The following is a 16,731-nucleotide window of genomic DNA, read 5'->3' as shown; positions in this document are numbered from 1 at the left end:
GCCTGTGCTCCGACCTCACCCGAGGGCACGAGGTCCCGGCGGACACCTCGCGCCCGGTCGGCGCGTCTGTCCTGGAGCAGCCAGGCGACTGACGCGAGGCGGCGAGAACCTGGGAGTCCCAAGGAGCTTGGGTACACTCGGGGGAAGGGTGCGCCAGGAATGACCAAGAACGACACAGGCGACAGGGGCGAGGGCTCCGCCGGCACGGGCGGCGAGGACGAGGGGACGATGTCCCTGGGCACGGGCGACAAGCTCGAAGGGACGATGTCCCTGGGCACGGGCGGCGAGCCCGAAGGGACGATGTCCCTGGGCACGGGCGACAAGCTCGAGGGGACGGCGTCCCTGGGCGCGGAGGGCCCGGGCGCGGGCTCCCACGGGACGGGGGCCCGAGGTGCGGGCTCGCGCTCCTATGGCACTGGAGATCGGGATGTGGGCTCGAGCTCCCACGGTGACGATTCCGCCACGGGGCCGGACGAGGCGCGCCGCCGGGCGCCGCCGTTCTCCCAGGTGGGCCGGTATGTGCTGTTGCGCCGACTGGGCCAGGGCGGCATGGGCGTGGTGTACGCGGCCTATGACCCGGACCTGGACCGGAAGGTGGCGCTCAAGCTGCTGCATCCGGACGGACGCCACGACGAGTCCGAGGAGGCGCGGGCGCGGCTCTTGCGCGAGGCGCAGGCCATGGCGCGCGTCTCCCACCCGCACGTCATCCCGGTGTTCGACGTGGGCATGTGGGGCGACCAGGTCTTCGTCGCGATGGAGCTGGTGGACGGCGGCACGCTGGCGTCGTGGCTGAAGGAGTCGCCGCGCTCGTGGCGCGAAATCCTCACGCGCTACGTGGACGCGGGCCGGGGCCTGGAGGCCGCGCACGCGGCGGGGCTGGTGCACCGCGACTTCAAGCCGGCCAACGTGCTCATCAGCCGCGCGGGCCGCGTGTACGTGATGGACTTCGGCCTGGCGCGTCCCATCGGCGAGCTGCGCGAGGAGGACCCGCTCCCCGAGGAGACCCGCGAGACGCTCGCCTCCGGTCGGCGCATGCTGGACACCACGCTCACCGGACATGGCGCGCTGGTGGGCACGCCCAACTACATGTCCCCGGAGCAGTTCCGGGGCGCGACGCTGGACGGGCGCACGGACCAGTTCAGCTTCTGCGCCGCGCTGTACGGCGCGCTCTATGGCGCGCGCCCCTTCGACCCGGGGAGCGTGCGCGCCTACGTCATCTCCAGCATGGTCGAGGCCGGCGGGCGCACCGAGTCGCTCGCCACGCCCCGGGGCGCCCTGACGACCTCCTCCACGCGGCCGCCTCCGCTCGCGGTGCGCGAGCCGCCGCGCGACTCGAAGGTGCCCGGCTGGGTGCGCGACGCCGTGCTGCGCGGCCTGTCGCTGGAGGCCGACCAGCGCTTCCCCTCGATGTCCGCGCTGCTGGAGGCGCTGTCCCAGGAGCACCACCGGCTGCAGCGCCGTCGGTGGGCGACGGCGGCGGGCGCGCTGGGCACCACGCTCGCGCTGACGGCGGGCGCGGTGTGGCACCAGTCACGCACGTGCGTGGACGCGGGCGCGCAGATGGACGAGGCGTGGTCGTCCTCCACGCGCGACAAGCTGGCCACCGCGTTCGAGGCCACGGGCCGCCCCTTCGCGAAGACGATGGCCGAGCGCGTGACGCACGCCCTGGAAGACTACGCCCAGGCGTGGAAGCAGCAGCGCGTGCAGGCGTGCGAGGCCACCCAGGTGCAGGGCGTGAAGCCCGAGGAGCAGTTGGACCGGCAGCTCGTGTGCCTGGAGCGTCGGCGCAAGGACTTCCGCGCCACGGTGGAGCTGCTGTCGAGCGCGGACGCGGCGATGGTGGAGAAGTCGCTGGACGCGGCGCTCGCCCTGCCCTCGCTGTGGGAGTGCGAGGACGCGGAGGCGCTGGCCTCGGCGCAGCGACGGCCCTCGGACCCGCTGCGCCGCGCGGACATCGAGCTGTTGGAGGAGAAGCTCTCCCACGTGCGCGCGCTCATGGACGCGGGCAGACACCCCCAGGCCCTGGAGGCCATCCAACCGCTGATGGCCCCCGTCGAGGCCACCGGCTACCTGCCGCTGCGCTCCGAGGCGCGGTACCTGAACGGCTGGCTGCTCGAGCAGACGGGCGAGTCCGCCGAGGCCGCGAAGCTGCTGTCGCGCGCGGTGTTCGACGCGGAGGCCGGCCACGCGGACCGGCTGAAGGTGACGGCGCTCAACAAGCTGCTCTTCGTGGAGGATGGACTCGAGCACTTCGAGCCCGCGGCGCGCTGGGGCGAACTGGCCGAGGCCACCCTGGAGCGCATGGGCGGAGACGCCGTGCTGCTGGGCGACGTGCGCGTCAATCAAGCCAACCTGGCCATCACCCAGGAGCAGTACGACGTGGCCAAGGCGCGCGTGGAGGAGGCCCGCGCGCTCTACGCGAGGGCGCTGCCGGAGGAGCACCCCAAGCGCGCGCGCACCACGTTCCTGCTCGCGCACGTGGTGAACTCGCTCGGTGACTCGGCGCTCGCGCTGAGGCTGATGGAGGACGCGCTCCAGAAGACCACCGCCGCCATGGGCCCGCAGCACCCCGACGTGGCCCGGCGCCACGGCCTGTTGTCCATGACGCTGCGCGAGCAGGGGCAGGACGACAAGGCCCTGCCCCACGCGCAGGCGGCGGCGGACATCCTCCAGGCCATCTACGGCGCGGACAACCTGAAGCTGGCGGAGGCGCTCGACGAGCTGGGCATGTGTCAGCTCGGCCTGCGCCGCTTCGAGGACGCGCTGAAGACGTATGAGCGCGCGCTCGCGATGAAGCAGAAGGTGCTGCCCGCGGGCGACGACAAGCTGCAGTTCTCCCTGGACGGCGTGGGCCAGGCGCTGCTCGGGCTGGGCCGCGCGGACGAGGCCGTGAAGCCGCTGCGCGAGGCCGTGGGCTTCCCGGACGCGCCCCCGGACGCGCTGGCGGAGTCCGGCTTCGCGCTGGCGAAGGCGCTGGCCCGGACGGGGCAGGTGCCCCAGGCGCGCGAGGAGGCCGCGCGGGCCAAGGGGTGGTTCACCCAGGCGGAGCTGCCCGAGCGCGCGGGGGAGGTGGACGGCTTCCTCTCCTCCCTGCCCGAGGAGAAGAAGGCCGCGCGGCCGGTGCGCGCGCTGGTGCGCCCCCGGAAGCGGTGACACGCGTGGAAGGTGGCACCCCCGCCGGGGCGTGCTAGCGTCCGCCCTCGTGTCGCTGCCGCCGGACGAGGAAGAGGCGAACCTGGATGCCACGGCCACGCTGACGCGCGGACGGGCGGGTCAGGTGAAGATGGTGCTCCGGATCCTCTCGGGTCCGGACTCCGGCAAGGTGCATCCGCTCCGACAGGGCACGCACGTGGTGGGCAAGGCGCCCACGTGCGACATCGTCCTGGCGGACAAGGCCGTGTCCCGACAGCACCTGAGGCTGGAGGTGCATGACGAGCACGTGGTGGCCACGGACCTGGAATCGCACAACGGCTCGTTCTGCGAGCGGCTGCGCTTCACGTCCCTGGAGCTGCGCCCCGGCACCGTCATCACCCTGGGCACCACCGAGCTGAAGCTGATGCCCGAGGACACGCGCGAGCGCGCCGTCCTGCTGTCGGACAAGGACCACTTCGGGGCGCTCGTCGGGCAGAGCCGCAAGATGCGCGAGGCCTTCACGCTGCTGGAGCGGCTGGCCCCCGGCGGCGCGGACGTGCTCATCCAGGGCGAGACGGGCACGGGCAAGGACCTGTGCGCGGAGGCCATCCACCAGCAGAGCCCGCGCAAGAAGGGCCCGTTCGTCATCGTGGACCTGGCGGGCGTGCCGCCCACGCTCATCGAGAGCGAGCTGTTCGGCCACGTGAAGGGCGCGTTCACCAGCGCGCAGACGGACCGCGCGGGCGCCTTCGAGCGCGCCCAGGGCGGCACGGTGTTCCTGGACGAGGTGGGCGAGCTGCCCCTGGAGCTGCAGCCGCGCCTCTTGCGCGTGCTGGAGCGCCGGCAGGTCAAGCGCGTGGGCGCCAACGACTACATCTCCGTGAACATGCGCGTGGTGGCCGCCACGCACGTGAACCTGGAGCAGGCGGTGCAGCAGGGGAAGTTCCGGCGGGACTTGTTCCACCGGCTCGCGGTGCTGCGCGTGAGCCTGCCGCCCCTGCGCGAGCGCCCCGAGGACATCCCGGCGCTCATCGACCACATGCTCAAGCAGACGGGCCGGGCGCCCAGCGCGCTGTCGGTCCAGACGCGCGCGCTGCTGGCCCAGTACCCCTGGCCCGGCAACGTGCGCGAGCTGCGCAACGTGGTGGAGCAGGTGGTCAACCTGGGCGAGGAGGCCCTGCCGGAGCTGGAGTCCTCCGGCGAGGAGGGGGGCGCCAAGGTCGAGCTGGACCTCCCCTTCAAGGAAGCCAAGGAGCGCCTCATCGAGGGCTTCGAGCGCGACTACCTGAAAAATCTACTGGAGCGCTGCGAGGGGAACATCTCCCGGGCCGCCCGCGAGGCGGACATCGACCGTGTCTACTTGAAGAAACTGCTGCGCAAGCACGACCTGGATACGGGGCGGGACTCTTAACGCGGAGGGACTTTCGGGTTAGAGTGGGATGACCACGTACCCCTTTTGTCCCTGGAGGCCCCCCGTGCGCATCCCCCTCTCTCCGACCCTGGTGAGGACCCTCGAGCAGCCACGCGTCGACGTGACGCCGGCGCCGGGGGCCGCAGCATCCGGGACGGGCACGGCGGCGGCCCCCGAGGTGACGCCGGTGGAGGCGCCCACGGATGCGTACGGCGCGCAGGAGGCGCAGCTGAGCGAGTGGGTGCAGCGCTTCGGTGCGCTGGCCAGCGCGGTGGGCACGGCGTCCGCCACCCAGCCCCAGCAGGTGGCCTGCGTGAGTGACTTGTCGTCCATGAAGGTGCCCCAGCTGGGCGGGCCCGCGGACGGCGCTTCGGTGCTCCAGCAGACCAAGGACTCCAACTGCGGGTCCGCGGTGGCGGTGATGCTGGGCAAGGACAAGGGCACCACGGGCGCGAAGCCGTCGACGGAGACGATGGACTCGCTCGAGTCGCGATTCACCAACGGCGACGGGACGACGCCGCACGAGCTGTCGAACATGATTGCGCATGAGGGCGCGGCGGTGACGCAGGCCTCCGGCTCCTTCGACAAGAAGCTGATGGATGAAGCCCTGGCGCGCGACGGCAAGGCCGCGGTGCTGGTGGACTCCAACAAGGTGGACCCGAACGCGAAGGACGCGGGCAAGGGCCGCGCGCACTGGGTCACCGTCGATGGCAAGGACGCGCAGGGCAACTACACGGTGAAGGACCCGGGGACCGGCAAGAGCGTGAAGATGGACGCCGGGGCGCTCGAGGACGCGGTGGGCACCGCCTGGAGCGAGCACAACGGCGGCGGCATGCTCGTCGTCGAGAAGGCCGAGGGCACCACCGAGGCCGAGCGCGCGCAGCGCGGCGGCGAGATTGCCACGGCGCTGGGCAACTCCGATGGCGGCGGCTCCCGCAGGGGCGCCTTCGCCCGCGAGTCCTCCTGAGCGGAGGGCCTTACCTGGGCCGCGCGTCACGCTCGCCGCGAAGGCTGGCGGACTGACGCGCGGAGCGGGACCTGCGTCTCGAGCCGACCGCATGCCGGCGCGACGCCTCTGCTGAGCAGGCCGAGCTGGAGCCGCGCTGCCCCGCGCAATGCGCGGGCGGCGTGCTCCCGTTGCAAGGGGCACCCTCGTCACACGCGTGTCGGCGCGACGCCTCCCTCGCCCCGCGCCGGAGTGCACGACGCTCGGGCGATGTCCCTCGTGGGCGTCGCTCCTCAGACGTGGAGGTACTCCACGGCCTGGAGCCGGAGGAGCTGCTTCGCGAGCTCCTGCACGCGCTCCACCTCTGCGTCACCCAGTGGCTTTCGCAACGCGAGCTTCAAATCCGTGGAGGCGCGGAACAGGAGGTTGCGCACCTGCGCGTTGCTGAGCAGCGGGTTGAGCGTGCGCAGGTGCCCCACGAGCGAGCCCAGCTGCTGCAGCGTCAGCCCGGCCACCATCACCTGCGTGGCGCTGCCCTCGTCGGCGAAGCGCGCGACGGCGAGCTGGAGCGGGGACAGGAGCAGTGAGCGGGTGAAGGCCGGCTCGCACGACAGCTGGAGCCGGGCGCACTCGGACACCATCGGGCCGGCGTCGTGGCCCTCGATGACGGGCTGGATGCGGGCCGCGTCGTAGCGCGTGAGCACCGCCTCGTACGCCGCGCGGGCCTGCTTGCCCGGCTCCGAGCGCTGGAACACGTCGAAGGCGAGGTGGATCTCCTCGCGCAACAGCTCGAGCAGGTACGCGTCATCCACGTTCGCCGGCACACCGAGCACCTCGGCCAGGAAGGCCCGGTCATCGGCCGTCCCGGCGGCCACGGCCCAGAACTCGAGCGTGACGGAGCTCTCGCTCATCATGATGGGCACCGTGACGACGCCCTGGTGACGCCCCGGGGCCTGCACGAACTGGGAGAGCTTGGCCTCCAGGTCCGCGTAGCCCCGCATCAGCCGGTCCATCACGGCGGCGCGCACCCTCGCGCGGCCCTCCCGCGAGGCCGGCGTCTCCTCGCGCGGCGCGCGCTCCGCGAGGTCCCGCTCGCGCGGAGCCTGGGCCGAAGTGGACTCACGCGCGGGCTGCTGCGGCGTCGGAGGCGCCTGCTGCTCGGCGCGCGTGGACGGCTGCGGCTGCGTCGCAGGCGTGGGCGTCGCCACCTGCGCGGGCTTCGCCGCCATGCCCGTGGAGGTGCCCGTCGGGGGCGCGGTGCCGAGCGCCTCCGCGCCGCCCTGGGTGAAGCCCTCGAGCCCGCCGGAGCCGCCGCGCTGGGCGCCGGCATCCATCCCGTCGCGGTGGACGCCGCCCTGCGCGCCCTGCTGCGCCTGCTCACCCTCGGCGGGGCGGGCCCCGGTCTTCCCACCCGTCGCGGGCTTGCCTCCGGTGCCCTTCGCCTGGGTGGACTTGTCCGACTTCTTCGCCTCCGCGGGCTTCGCCTGCTCTCGCGCCGCCTCCTCCCTCGCGGACCGAGGGGGGACTCCGGGGCGGGGGGCATTCGGCGGGAGGCGGACGCTCATGGAGGGGACACGGCCGGCGCGCGCGGCGCCGGTGGGACTCAGGTGAGGTTCTTCAAGCGGACGACCAGGTTGCTGTCACCACTGCCCAGCGTGCTCGCGTCGTCGGTGGGGATGACATAACCCTGGTCCGCGCCGACGTGCTTGCGGAAGAAGTCTACCACCGCCGGGTCCTTCACCTCCGAGGTGGTGGTCTTCTTGATGCCATACACCGACCCGTCCTCACCTCGGGCCTTCACGGCGTCGGGCGCGGAGGAGAGCAGGTTCTCCAGGGTCCCGGACGTCCGGCCGCCGCTGGCGGGCTGCATCGTCATCGCGGTGTTGTGCCCCTCGATGTAGCTGACGTCGTAGTAGGTCTTCCCGAAGCCACCGTCGAACTTCACCTCACCGAGCGTGGCGTTCTTGCCGTCGCCCGACGTGCTGCGGAAGTTGCCCGACCACCCCTCGGGGAACTTCACCGTGCGGTTCTCGCCCGGCTGGAGGGTGACCGGGTCCACCGCCTTCTCCCCCGCGTTGGGCGTGAACTGGATGGTCATCGGCTTGTCGCCGTCGTTGTGCAGCGACAGCGTGTTGCCGTCCTTCTTCGCGCCCTGCGAGTCGGAGACCTTCTGCTTCGCGCCGACCGCCTCCGCGGGCTGTCCGGGGGACGGGGCCGCGGCCTTGCCCGAAGGCGACGGCGCCTCGGCGCCGATGCTCGGGACCTGCGGGGACGGGGCCGCGGCGGAGGTCTCGGCGCAGCCCGCGAGCGCGCCCGGCCCCTGCGCGCCACCCAGCGGAGGCACGCCCGTGCCGCCCTGCCCCTGCGCGCCGCTCAGCGGGGGCACGCCCGTGCCGCCCTGGCCCTGCGCGCCACCGAGCACCTGCGCCAGCTCATTGAGGACCTCCAGCTGCGAGGCGAGCACCTTCACCAGCTTCTGGAGTCCCTCCGCGCTCTTGAGGCCCCCGCCCACCTCGAAGCCGTCCTTCTGGAAGAGGGACTGGGCGGAGGGCGCGTTCATCGGCGTCGGCCGCGCCGCCTGCGACACCGACTCGGCGCGGGACGACAGCGAGGGGGCGACGGGGGAGACGGCGGAGCGGGAGATGGGGGAGAGCGCCATGACGAGGTCCTCGGGGGCTGGGCTGCGAGGGGCTGAGCCAGGTCAGCCGATGCAGGTGCCTTGAGCACGAGGTGTGCCAGGGTCGGTGACTCGCCAAGCCCCTGGAATCACAGAGGAGGTCCGCGACTCCGGGGGCCGAGGTGGGCGCGCTCCTGGTGACCGCCGTCGAGGGCCTGATGACAGGGGTCATCAGGGCGGCGGCCACCGGGCGACGGCTACTTCAGGCGCAGCACGTACGCCTCGAGGAACACCGTGGGCAGGTTCATGTCGCCCTCGGGCTCGCGCACGTAGCCGCGGGACATGTACATGCGGGCGACGCCGACGGCGCCCCGGCGCACGTGCAGACACACCGCGTCCACGCCCCAGCGCCGGGCCAGGGCCTCGGCGGCATCGAGCAGCGGCCGGGCCAGGCCGGTGCCATGCACCTTCACCGCGGTGGCCAGCCCACGCAGGTCCGCCGCGCGAGGCAGCCACGCCTCCGAGCCCGGCGCGCCGGGAGGAAAGAGGGCCACGGTGCCGACGACCTCGCCATCGAGCTCCGCCACCAGGAGCGAGGCGATCTTCCGCCGAGCCGCCACGTCGCGCAGCTCGCGCTTGCGCTCCTCCGTGTAGACCACCTCCGGCAGCTTCTTCGCGTACTGGGTGGTGAAGGCCTCGACCAGCAGCTCTCCCACCGCCACATCATCCTCGGGCCGTATCTCTCGGATGAGGGCCCGCCCCACCACGTCCTGGGTGCTCATGCCCGCAGCCATTACCACGCGTGGCGCGTCACTGTCTGGGGCGCGTCCGACGACGCACCGCGAGTCCTCCGCCCTCTCACGGCGCCGACCTCGTCGAGCTTGAGCCCGGCGCCGGTGGGCATCGCCACCTGGAAGACGCGGTGCCTCGCGAAGCGCGCTTCGCGTCTGTGCACCGGCTTGCTCACTTCGCGCGTCCCGGGGGTTGTCATCCCGCCGGGTTGCGCCCGGCACACCCTTTGCCCTGGGGCCACGCCACCATGAACTTGAGCTCGTTGCGTCACGGCCTCCTGAGCGGACTCGTCGCCCTCCCCCTCCTCGCACACGCCCAGGAAGAGGCGGCGCCCTCGCCCTTCCTCGACCCCGCCACCGAGGTCGAGGCCGACCGCTGGACTCGGTCCTTGAACCTGGCGGTGCGCGGCCAGTCGTTCTCGTTCGACGAGTCGCCCGCCGGCTTCCCCCTCCTCACGGTGAACCTGGAGCAGCAGCTCTTCCGCTACCTGTCCCTGTACGGGGGCCTCCACTTCAAGGTGGACCTCGACACCTTCGGAGGGCAGGTGGGCACCCGGGTCTTCTTCAGCCAGACGTTCCACGAAGGCTTCTTCGTGGCGGCGCAGGCCAGCCACTCCCTCATCGAGGTGGACTCCAACACGGATGGCACCCGCACCTCCTTGGGAGGGCTCGTGGGCTATTCGCATGTGCTGGAGCGGCGGTGGATCATCTCCGTCGGGGCCGGCGCACAGAGCACCCGCACCCGGACGCAGACCTCCCCTGCCTCGAACATCGCGCCCTGCATCTTCCTCTACTGCAAGCAGGAGGTTGCCGCCCAGGAGGCCGTCTCGGAGACGGAGGCCGTGGAGCCCGTGCTGCAGCTGGCGCTCACGCTCCGGTTCTGACCCCCACGCCTCCCCAGGTCCACGCCCCCATGAACCTCGACCTGATTCGATGCGGCCTCCTGAGCGGACTCGTCGCCCTCCCCCTCCTCGCCCGAGCCCAGGGGGACACCAGCCCCCCACCGCGCCCCTCCGGGCACGCGCCCTCCAACCTCGAGTCCCGGAACTGGGCGGTGAACGTCGGGGCGCGAGGCCACTCCTGGAGCTTCGACCGGACACGGGCCGAGCTCCCCCTCCTCATGGTGAGCATGGAGCATCAGCCCTTCCGGCACCTGTCGTTCTTCGGCGGCACCCACTTCGGCCCGGACATCAACCTCGTGGGCGCGCAGGTGGGCAGCCGCGTCTTCTTCGGCGAGACGTTCCAGGAAGGTGTCTTCGTCGCGGCGCAGGCGAGCTACACCCTGTTCACCGTGGGCGACGACACGTTCGGCAGGCGCAGCTCCTTCGGAGGGCTCGTGGGTTACTCCCATCCACTGAGCACCCGGTGGCACCTGTCGCTCGGCGTGGGCGTCCAGTCCACGCGGACACGCAGGACGACCTATCCACCTCCGATCCTGCTCTGCCCCTTCGGGATGTGCAGCCCCGCCGCCGCGCCGCGGACCGAATCGTGGGAGGCCGAGGAGCCCCTCGTCCAGTTGGGCACGTCGTTCCGGTTCTGAGGTGTGCCTCAGAGATAGTCGCCGATGAGCCACGGCAGCTTCTCTCCCAGCCGCTGCAGCAGTCCCCGGCGGCGCCAGCCGTCCCAGTGGATTTCGCGCGAGTGGAGCATGTCCTTCTCGAACGCCGCGGCGAGCGACGCGGCCAGCGCCGGGTCCTCCACCACCAGCGAGCACTCGTCCGAGGTGCTCAGCGCCAGCGGGTCCAGGTTCGTCGAGCCCACCACGGACAGGTCCTCGTCCACGAGCATCGTCTTGGAGTGCATCATCGACAGCTCGTACTCCCAGATGCGCACCCCGCCCTCGAGCAGCCTCGCGTAGGACGCGCGCTGCGCGGCGTGCACCGGCGCGATGTCGTGATGTCGCCCGGGCACGAGCACGCGCACGTCCACGCCCTGCTTCACCTTCTCCAGCAGCATGTCGCCGATGGCGTCGGAGGGGATGAAGTACGAGTTTGAAATCCAGAGGCGTCGCCTCGCGGCGGCGATGGTGAGCAGCGTCATGCGGCGCGCGTCGGAGAGGAAGCGGTTCTGCGTGCTCGCGACGAAGCCCGCGCGGGCCTCACCTCGGGAGGCGAGCTCCGGGAAGGCCTCGGGTGGAAGGAAGTCTCCGCCCGCCTCCTGCCAGTTCTGCGCGAAGGCCACCTGCATCTCGCGCACGGCGGGGCCCTCGGCGCGCACGCTCATGTCGCGCCAGTACTCCGGCCCCTCCGCGTCGCCGAGCCAGCTGCGCCAGATGCCGAAGCCTCCGGTGACGCCGACCTCGCCGTCGCGCACCACGAGCTTGCGGTGCAGGCGTGTCTTGATGCGCACGGCGTCGAGCGAGGGCATGGCGCCCTGGATGGGACGGAAGATGCGCACCTCGCAGCCCGCGTTCGCGAGCGCGATGCCCACGGAGTCGAAGTTGACGCTGCCCAGCGGGTCCACGAGCACGCGGCACGCGACCCCGGGCTGTCGCTCGCGCAGCGCGCGCACCAGTCGCTCCGAGGGCTCACCCGGGCGCCAGATGTAGCTGGCGATGTGGATGCTGGAGCGCGCGGCGCGAATCTCCTCGTCGAGCACATCGAAGACGCGGCCGTTCTCCACCAGCTCCACGTGGTGGCCGGGCGTGAGCGCGACGCCGAGCGACTGGAAGAAGGCCAGCGAGCGCGTCTCATCCGCTGCGGTGGGCAGCGCGCGCAGCCGGAGGTCGTGCCGATGATTCGGAGCAGGGCACCCGGCGACGAGCAACGCGACGAGCACGGAGCAGGCCAGCTTCACCTTGGGAAGCTAATGGCGCTCCCCTGTCGCGGCACCTGTCTGGTGACACCGAGCGCACGCACACGGCGTCCACCGGACAACACCCGGGCGCGAGGACAGTGTGTGACGCACGTCACTCGGCCCCGGGGCGAGGTGGAGCGGGTGCATCCACGTGAGCACCCTCCCGTTCTTCCTCACGGCCCGAGCGCGCATGTCACGACATCTCGTCATCTTGAGCACCTGGCTCCTCGTGGGCGCGGGCCTCGTCGCGCCCCGTGAGTCCCGCGCCGATGTCCCGCTGAGAGCCTCTCGGCTGGAGCCCACCACCCCGCCTCCGCTCGGCGCGAGCAGCACGTACCAGCCCACCCGTCCCGAGGACGCGCCCCTCTCCACGGGCGCCTGGGTCGCGCACGGCGGCCTCGCGCTGCTCCCGCTCACCGGCATCTGGGGCGCAACCCGCGTCGGCGGGGACACACGCCTGGGCGCCACGAGCGCGCAGACGGCCACGGGGATGCTCGGGGGCTACCTGCCCTCGCGCCTGCTCTTCTTCCGCCCCGCCACGCCGGGCAGCGGACGCTTCATGGACCTGGAGGTCGCGGCCGTCGGCGGAGGCCTCCTGCTCACCCCGCCCCTCGCCGCGCTCGGGACCTGGGGCCTGGGCGAGCTCGCGTTCGGCCGCAGCGAGGACAGGGCCGACGCCTACGTCGGAGCCCTCGCTGGCGCCGCCGCGGGCACCCTCCTGGCCGCCGCCGTCGACGGCCTGCTGACGAAGCTCTCCGAGCCCAGCACCCGCCTCCAGGCCGTGCGCCAGCTCATCGCCCTGGCCTTCGTCGGCTCCGGCGCGACGCTCGGCTACCAGTGGGCCGGCGGCGGTCCCCGCTCGCACCAACCCACGCGATAGTTACAAGCGCGCCGCAATCCCTCTCCAATCCAGGATGTCTCACCGGCGCGCGTTGTGCGTGTCTCACCAGCAAAGCCACACGCACAGAGATGTTCTCAATTTCTTAGTTGTCATTAATTACGCCCAGCGCCATTCTTGCCGGGCCGTACGGACACGCTGTCTGGAGACACACCCCAATGAAGGCTCTCAAGCACCTCCGCGTTGCCGTCGTCTTCACCGCCGCCGCCGCTGTCTTCGGTGTCACCACGGGTTTCACCACCGAGCCCGCCCCGAAGTCCGAGTGCGCGCCGTTCTGTTACAAGCACCCCATCACCGGCCAGCTCATCTGCACGGCGCCCTGCCCGTAGTCCCCACGCCCTCGCGCGTGGAATAGGAAGGGGCCCGGTCCGCGGAAACGCTCGCGGGCGGGCCCCCTTTTCACCAGACACGGCTCGGCGCCAGGTGGCGCATTACTCCGTGCGCATCGCCTCCACCGGGTCCAGCTTCGCGGCGCGAGCGGCCGGATAGATTCCGAAGCCCAGGCCCACGCCGCTGCTCATCGCCAGCGACAGGCCAATGGCCCAGCCCGGCACCTCGGTGGGCAGGCCCAGCACCCAGCGCGCCAGGTGCGCCAGCCCCACCCCCAGCGCCACGCCGAGCAGGCCGCCCGCCAGGGACAGCACCACCGCCTCCGTGGCGAACTGCGCCAGGATGCGCCGCTTCTTCGCGCCCAGCGCCTTGCGGATGCCAATCTCCCGCGTCCGCTCCGTCACGGCCACCAGCATGATGTTCAGGATGCCGATACCGCCCACCAGCAGCGACAAGAGGCACACGCCGAAGCTGGCCACCGAAATCACCTGCGAGATGTTGTTGAACATCTCCGTGGAGCTCTCGTTGGAGAACACGAAGAAGTCATCCGGCTCCAGCGGCTTGAGGTTGTGACGCCGGCGCATCAGCACCGTCACCTCGTCCTGCGCGCGCTTGACGACCTCCGCGGACGTCGCCTGGATGCTCACCCGGAAGTCGCGCACGCCGAACAGCGGACGGAAGGCCGTCAGCGGGGTCATCACCTGGTTGTCCTGGCCGCTGCCGCCCAGGAAGCCGCCCTTGCGCTTGAGCACGCCCACCACGATGAAGTTGCGCCCCTTCAGGCGGAACGACTGGCCCAGCGGGTCCAGCGAGGGCCACAGCGTCTCCGCCAGGTCCGGGCCGATGACCGCCACCCGCCTGCCATCCAGGTACTCCGTCTGCGTGAAGGCGCGCCCGTGCGCCACCACCACGGAGTTCGTCTGGAAGTACTCCGGCGTCCCCGACCACACGCTCACGTTCGCCCGCGACTCGCGCAGCTGCGTGGACGCCTTCAGGCCACCGGACGAGTCCTCCCCCGCGGCCGTCAGCACCGAAGGCAGCTCGCGGATGGCCTCCAGGTCCTCATGCGTGAAGCGCGGCCGGCGCGACAGCTCCGCCAGCGACAGGTTGCCCGCGCCGAAGGGCAGCCGCTGCACCTGGAAGCAGTTGGCGCCCAGCTCCGACAGGTTCTCGTTCACCTGGATTCGCAGGCCCTCGATGAGACCCATCATCGACACCACCGTGGTGGCGCCGATGACGATGCCCAGCAGCGTCAGGAAGGAGCGCAGCGGGTTGGAGACGAACGTCCCGAACGCCAGCCGCAAGGTGTCCAGCAAGGCCATCATGGGCAGTCGTCCTCAGTCGTGGCGGAGCGCTTCCACCGGGTCCAGGTTCGCCGCGCGCGCCGCGGGCCAGATGCCGAACAGCAGGCCCACCATCGCCGCGAACCCCACGCCGCCCGCCACCGTCAACGGCTCCACCGTCGCGGCCAGCGGCGTGATGAACGACACCGTCTTCGCCAGCCCCAACCCCACCACCGTCCCCAGCGTCCCGCCCACCGCGGACACGCTGGCCGCCTCCATCAGGAACTGGATGATGATGGTGCGCTTCTTGGCCCCCAGCGCGCGGCGCACGCCGATCTCCCGCGTCCGCTCGCGCACCGACACCAGCATGATGTTCATGATGCCGATGCCTCCCACCAGCAGGGTAATCAGCCCCACGCCCGTGGCCGCGCCGTAGAGCGCGCCGGTGAGCTGCGCGTACATGTTGGCCAGCTGCTCCGGCCGGTTGATGGCGAAGTCGTCCTTCGCCTCCGGCGGCGTCCTGCGCTCACGCCGCAGCGCCACGGTGAGCTGGTCCTGCACCTTGAGCACGTTGTCCGGCGAGTCCACCGACACCGCGATGTTGGGCGAGTTGCGCTTGCCGAAGTCCGCCTGGAAGGTGCGGAAGGGCACCACCACCACCGTGTCCTGGTTCTCCCCCAGGATGGTGCCCTTGGCCTCCAGCGAGCCCACCACGCGGTAGGGCTTGGAGCCCAGGATGATGCGGTGGCCCACCGGGTCCAGGCCCGGGAACAGCGTGCGCGCCAGCTCCGCGCCGATGACCGCCACCTGCGCCCGGTTGTCCACGTCCGCCTCCGTCAGGAAGCGGCCCTTGTCCACCGTGAACGAGGAGATGATGGCGTAGTCCGCCGTGGTCCCCAGCGCCGTCACCGACGCCATGCGCCGCTCCAGGAAGCGCGCCTCCACCCGGTCGTAGTAGAGCGGCGCGGCGGCCACCACGTGCTCGGAGGCCTGGAGGATGGGCTCCACCAGGTCCGCCGACAGGTTCTTCCGGTTGCGGTACTCCCACCAGTCTCCACGCATGGTCCAGGGGAACTTGGACACCTGGAGCGTGTTCGCGCCGATTTGCGCGAGCTGGTCCGCGAAGGACTGGTTGATGCCCTGGATGATGCCGACGATGGCCAGCAGCGTGCACACGCCCACGCCAATGCCCACCGTCGTCAGCACCGTGCGCAGCCGGTTGGCCCGCAGGGAGAACAGCGCGATGCGCCCTCCCTCCCACACGTCGACCCTGAAGCTCACGTGAAACCCTCTCGCGCCGGTGGGTGGCGCCGCACCGTTGGCCTGCCCCGGTAGAACGCCCTACGCCGGACGAGGTCGGGTGATTGCACGGAAGTTTTCAGCCCGCCACCTGCTTCCACCCGCGCGCGAGCACAACCACCGCCCGCGCGACTTCTTCCTGGGTGGTGTCCGGTCCGAGGGACAAGCGCACCGCCCCCAGGGCGTCCGCTTCCGGGATTCCCATGGCCCGGAGCACGGGCGACGCCGTCTCGCCCCCGTCATGGCACGCCGAGCCGGTGGACGCGGCCACCTCCGGCGTCGCCGCCAGCACCGCCCCACCCCGAACCCCGGGAAAGCGGACGTTGAGCGTGTTGGGCAGCCGCTCGGCGTCCTGCCCGCTCAGGGCCAGCCCCGGCACCGCGTCTCGCAGTCCGGTCCACAGCCGCTCGCGCAGCGCGAGCAGCGCCTGGGTGCCCTGGGCGAGCCGCCGGCCCGCCAGCTCACACGCGACGCCCAGCCCCACGGCGTATGGGACGTTCTCCGTGCCGGGCCTCAGCCCCCGCTCCTGCCCGCCGCCGAGCGTGACGGCCCGGAGCGGCGTGCCCTGTCGCACGTACAGCGCGCCCACGCCCTTGGGGGCACGCAGCTTGTGGCCCACCAGCGTGAGCAGGTCCACGCCGAGCGCCGTCACGTCCACCGGCACCTTGCCCACCGACTGCGCCGCGTCCGTGTGCACGCTGGCACCATGACGACGCGCGAGGGCCGCGAGGTCCGCCACCGGCTGCAGCACGCCCGTTTCGTTATTGGAGTGCATCAGTGACACGAGGGCGGTTTCGCCGCCCGCCGCGTCCAGCGCCTCGCGGGCGTCCTCCACGCGCACGCGCCCTTGTGCGTCCACGGGCAGCCACGTCACGCGCCAGCCGCGCCACTCGAGCGCGTCGCAGGGCAGCTTCGTGGCGGGGTGCTCGATGACGGAGGTGAGCAGGTGGCGCCGGTCCGCGCGGGCCTCGGCGGTGCCTCGGATGGCCAGGTTGTTGGCCTCCGTGCCGCCGGAGGTGAAGAACACCTCGTCGGGCCTCGCGCCGATGAGCGCGGCGACCTTGCGGCGGGCCTCCTCCAGCGCCGCGTGGGCACGGCGGCCGTACGCATGTCCGCTGGAGGGGTTGCCGAAGTGCTCGCGCAGGTACGGCAGCATGGCGTCCACCACCTCCGGGTCCACGGGGGTGGTGGCGTTGTGGTCCAGGTACAGCGGGCGCTCGGGGCTCAT

14 protein-coding genes are annotated in these 16,731 nt (G+C 71.8%); 7 read left to right on the top strand and 7 right to left on the bottom strand.

Features of this window, described 5'->3' with window-relative positions; translation table 11 throughout:
* The first annotated feature begins 159 nt into the window (after nt 1-159).
* The 3 genes from AC6JA9_RS00640 (at nt 160) to AC6JA9_RS00630 (ending at nt 5,510) form a co-directional block, all read left to right on the top strand.
* The gene (locus AC6JA9_RS00640; protein ID WP_497958931.1) at nt 160-3,153 is read left to right on the top strand and encodes a protein kinase domain-containing protein; all 2,994 of its coding nucleotides are present in this window, start codon (nt 160-162) and stop codon (nt 3,151-3,153) included.
* Between the two features lie 49 nt (nt 3,154-3,202).
* Complete coding sequence (locus AC6JA9_RS00635) at nt 3,203-4,543, top strand: sigma 54-interacting transcriptional regulator (protein WP_408888502.1); 1,341 nt, start codon at nt 3,203-3,205, stop codon at nt 4,541-4,543.
* Between the two features lie 64 nt (nt 4,544-4,607).
* Nucleotides 4,608-5,510, top strand: a complete 903-nt coding sequence (locus tag AC6JA9_RS00630) for a hypothetical protein (protein WP_223784274.1) — start codon at nt 4,608-4,610, stop codon at nt 5,508-5,510.
* Between the two features lie 272 nt (nt 5,511-5,782).
* On the opposite strand, the gene AC6JA9_RS00625 is transcribed toward AC6JA9_RS00630, so the two are convergent.
* The 3 genes from AC6JA9_RS00625 to AC6JA9_RS00615 all read right to left on the bottom strand — a co-directional run bounded on the left by AC6JA9_RS00625 (nt 5,783) and on the right by AC6JA9_RS00615 (nt 8,888).
* Entirely contained in the window at nt 5,783-7,054 is a 1,272-nt protein-coding gene (locus AC6JA9_RS00625; RefSeq protein ID WP_223784273.1) for a hypothetical protein, read from the bottom strand.
* Nucleotides 7,055-7,092: 38 nt separating this feature from the next.
* On the bottom strand, nt 7,093-8,148 hold the full coding sequence (locus AC6JA9_RS00620; protein ID WP_426748581.1) for a hypothetical protein: 1,056 nt from the start codon (nt 8,146-8,148) through the stop codon (nt 7,093-7,095).
* Nucleotides 8,149-8,363: 215 nt separating this feature from the next.
* Complete coding sequence (locus tag AC6JA9_RS00615; protein ID WP_426748582.1) at nt 8,364-8,888, bottom strand: GNAT family N-acetyltransferase; 525 nt, start codon at nt 8,886-8,888, stop codon at nt 8,364-8,366.
* Nucleotides 8,889-9,145: 257 nt separating this feature from the next.
* Here AC6JA9_RS00615 and AC6JA9_RS00610 point away from each other — a divergent pair, with 257 nt between their 5' ends.
* The gene (locus AC6JA9_RS00610) at nt 9,146-9,781 is read left to right on the top strand and encodes a hypothetical protein (protein ID WP_223784270.1); all 636 of its coding nucleotides are present in this window, start codon (nt 9,146-9,148) and stop codon (nt 9,779-9,781) included.
* Nucleotides 9,782-10,017: 236 nt separating this feature from the next.
* Nucleotides 10,018-10,437, top strand: a complete 420-nt coding sequence (locus AC6JA9_RS00605) for a hypothetical protein (protein WP_497958930.1) — start codon at nt 10,018-10,020, stop codon at nt 10,435-10,437.
* Between the two features lie 8 nt (nt 10,438-10,445).
* Here the strand turns inward: AC6JA9_RS00605 and AC6JA9_RS00600 are convergent, their stop codons facing one another.
* Complete coding sequence (locus tag AC6JA9_RS00600; RefSeq protein ID WP_497958929.1) at nt 10,446-11,693, bottom strand: phospholipase D-like domain-containing protein; 1,248 nt, start codon at nt 11,691-11,693, stop codon at nt 10,446-10,448.
* A 211-nt stretch (nt 11,694-11,904) separates the two neighbouring features.
* On the opposite strand from AC6JA9_RS00600, the gene AC6JA9_RS00595 reads away from it, so the two are divergent.
* Both AC6JA9_RS00595 and AC6JA9_RS00590 read left to right on the top strand, forming a co-directional pair.
* Nucleotides 11,905-12,573: a hypothetical protein gene (locus AC6JA9_RS00595; RefSeq protein WP_408888506.1), complete on the top strand. Its 669-nt coding sequence runs from the start codon at nt 11,905-11,907 to the stop codon at nt 12,571-12,573.
* Nucleotides 12,574-12,749: 176 nt separating this feature from the next.
* Complete coding sequence (locus AC6JA9_RS00590) at nt 12,750-12,920, top strand: hypothetical protein (RefSeq protein ID WP_194869373.1); 171 nt, start codon at nt 12,750-12,752, stop codon at nt 12,918-12,920.
* Between the two features lie 102 nt (nt 12,921-13,022).
* Here AC6JA9_RS00590 and AC6JA9_RS00585 read toward each other — a convergent pair whose 3' ends face one another.
* The 3 genes from AC6JA9_RS00585 to AC6JA9_RS00575 all read right to left on the bottom strand — a co-directional run bounded on the left by AC6JA9_RS00585 (nt 13,023) and on the right by AC6JA9_RS00575 (nt 16,731).
* Nucleotides 13,023-14,246 (bottom strand): ABC transporter permease, encoded by a 1,224-nt coding sequence (locus tag AC6JA9_RS00585; protein WP_223749400.1) that lies wholly within the window; start codon nt 14,244-14,246, stop codon nt 13,023-13,025.
* Between the two features lie 12 nt (nt 14,247-14,258).
* Nucleotides 14,259-15,485 (bottom strand): ABC transporter permease, encoded by a 1,227-nt coding sequence (locus AC6JA9_RS00580; RefSeq protein ID WP_223749401.1) that lies wholly within the window; start codon nt 15,483-15,485, stop codon nt 14,259-14,261.
* A 97-nt stretch (nt 15,486-15,582) separates the two neighbouring features.
* Nucleotides 15,583-16,731 (bottom strand): cysteine desulfurase family protein, encoded by a 1,149-nt coding sequence (locus AC6JA9_RS00575; RefSeq protein WP_223749402.1) that lies wholly within the window; start codon nt 16,729-16,731, stop codon nt 15,583-15,585.

It is taken from the genome of Myxococcus sp. MH1, from assembly GCF_059738865.1.
This window is presented reverse-complemented; position numbering and strand designations above follow the sequence as displayed.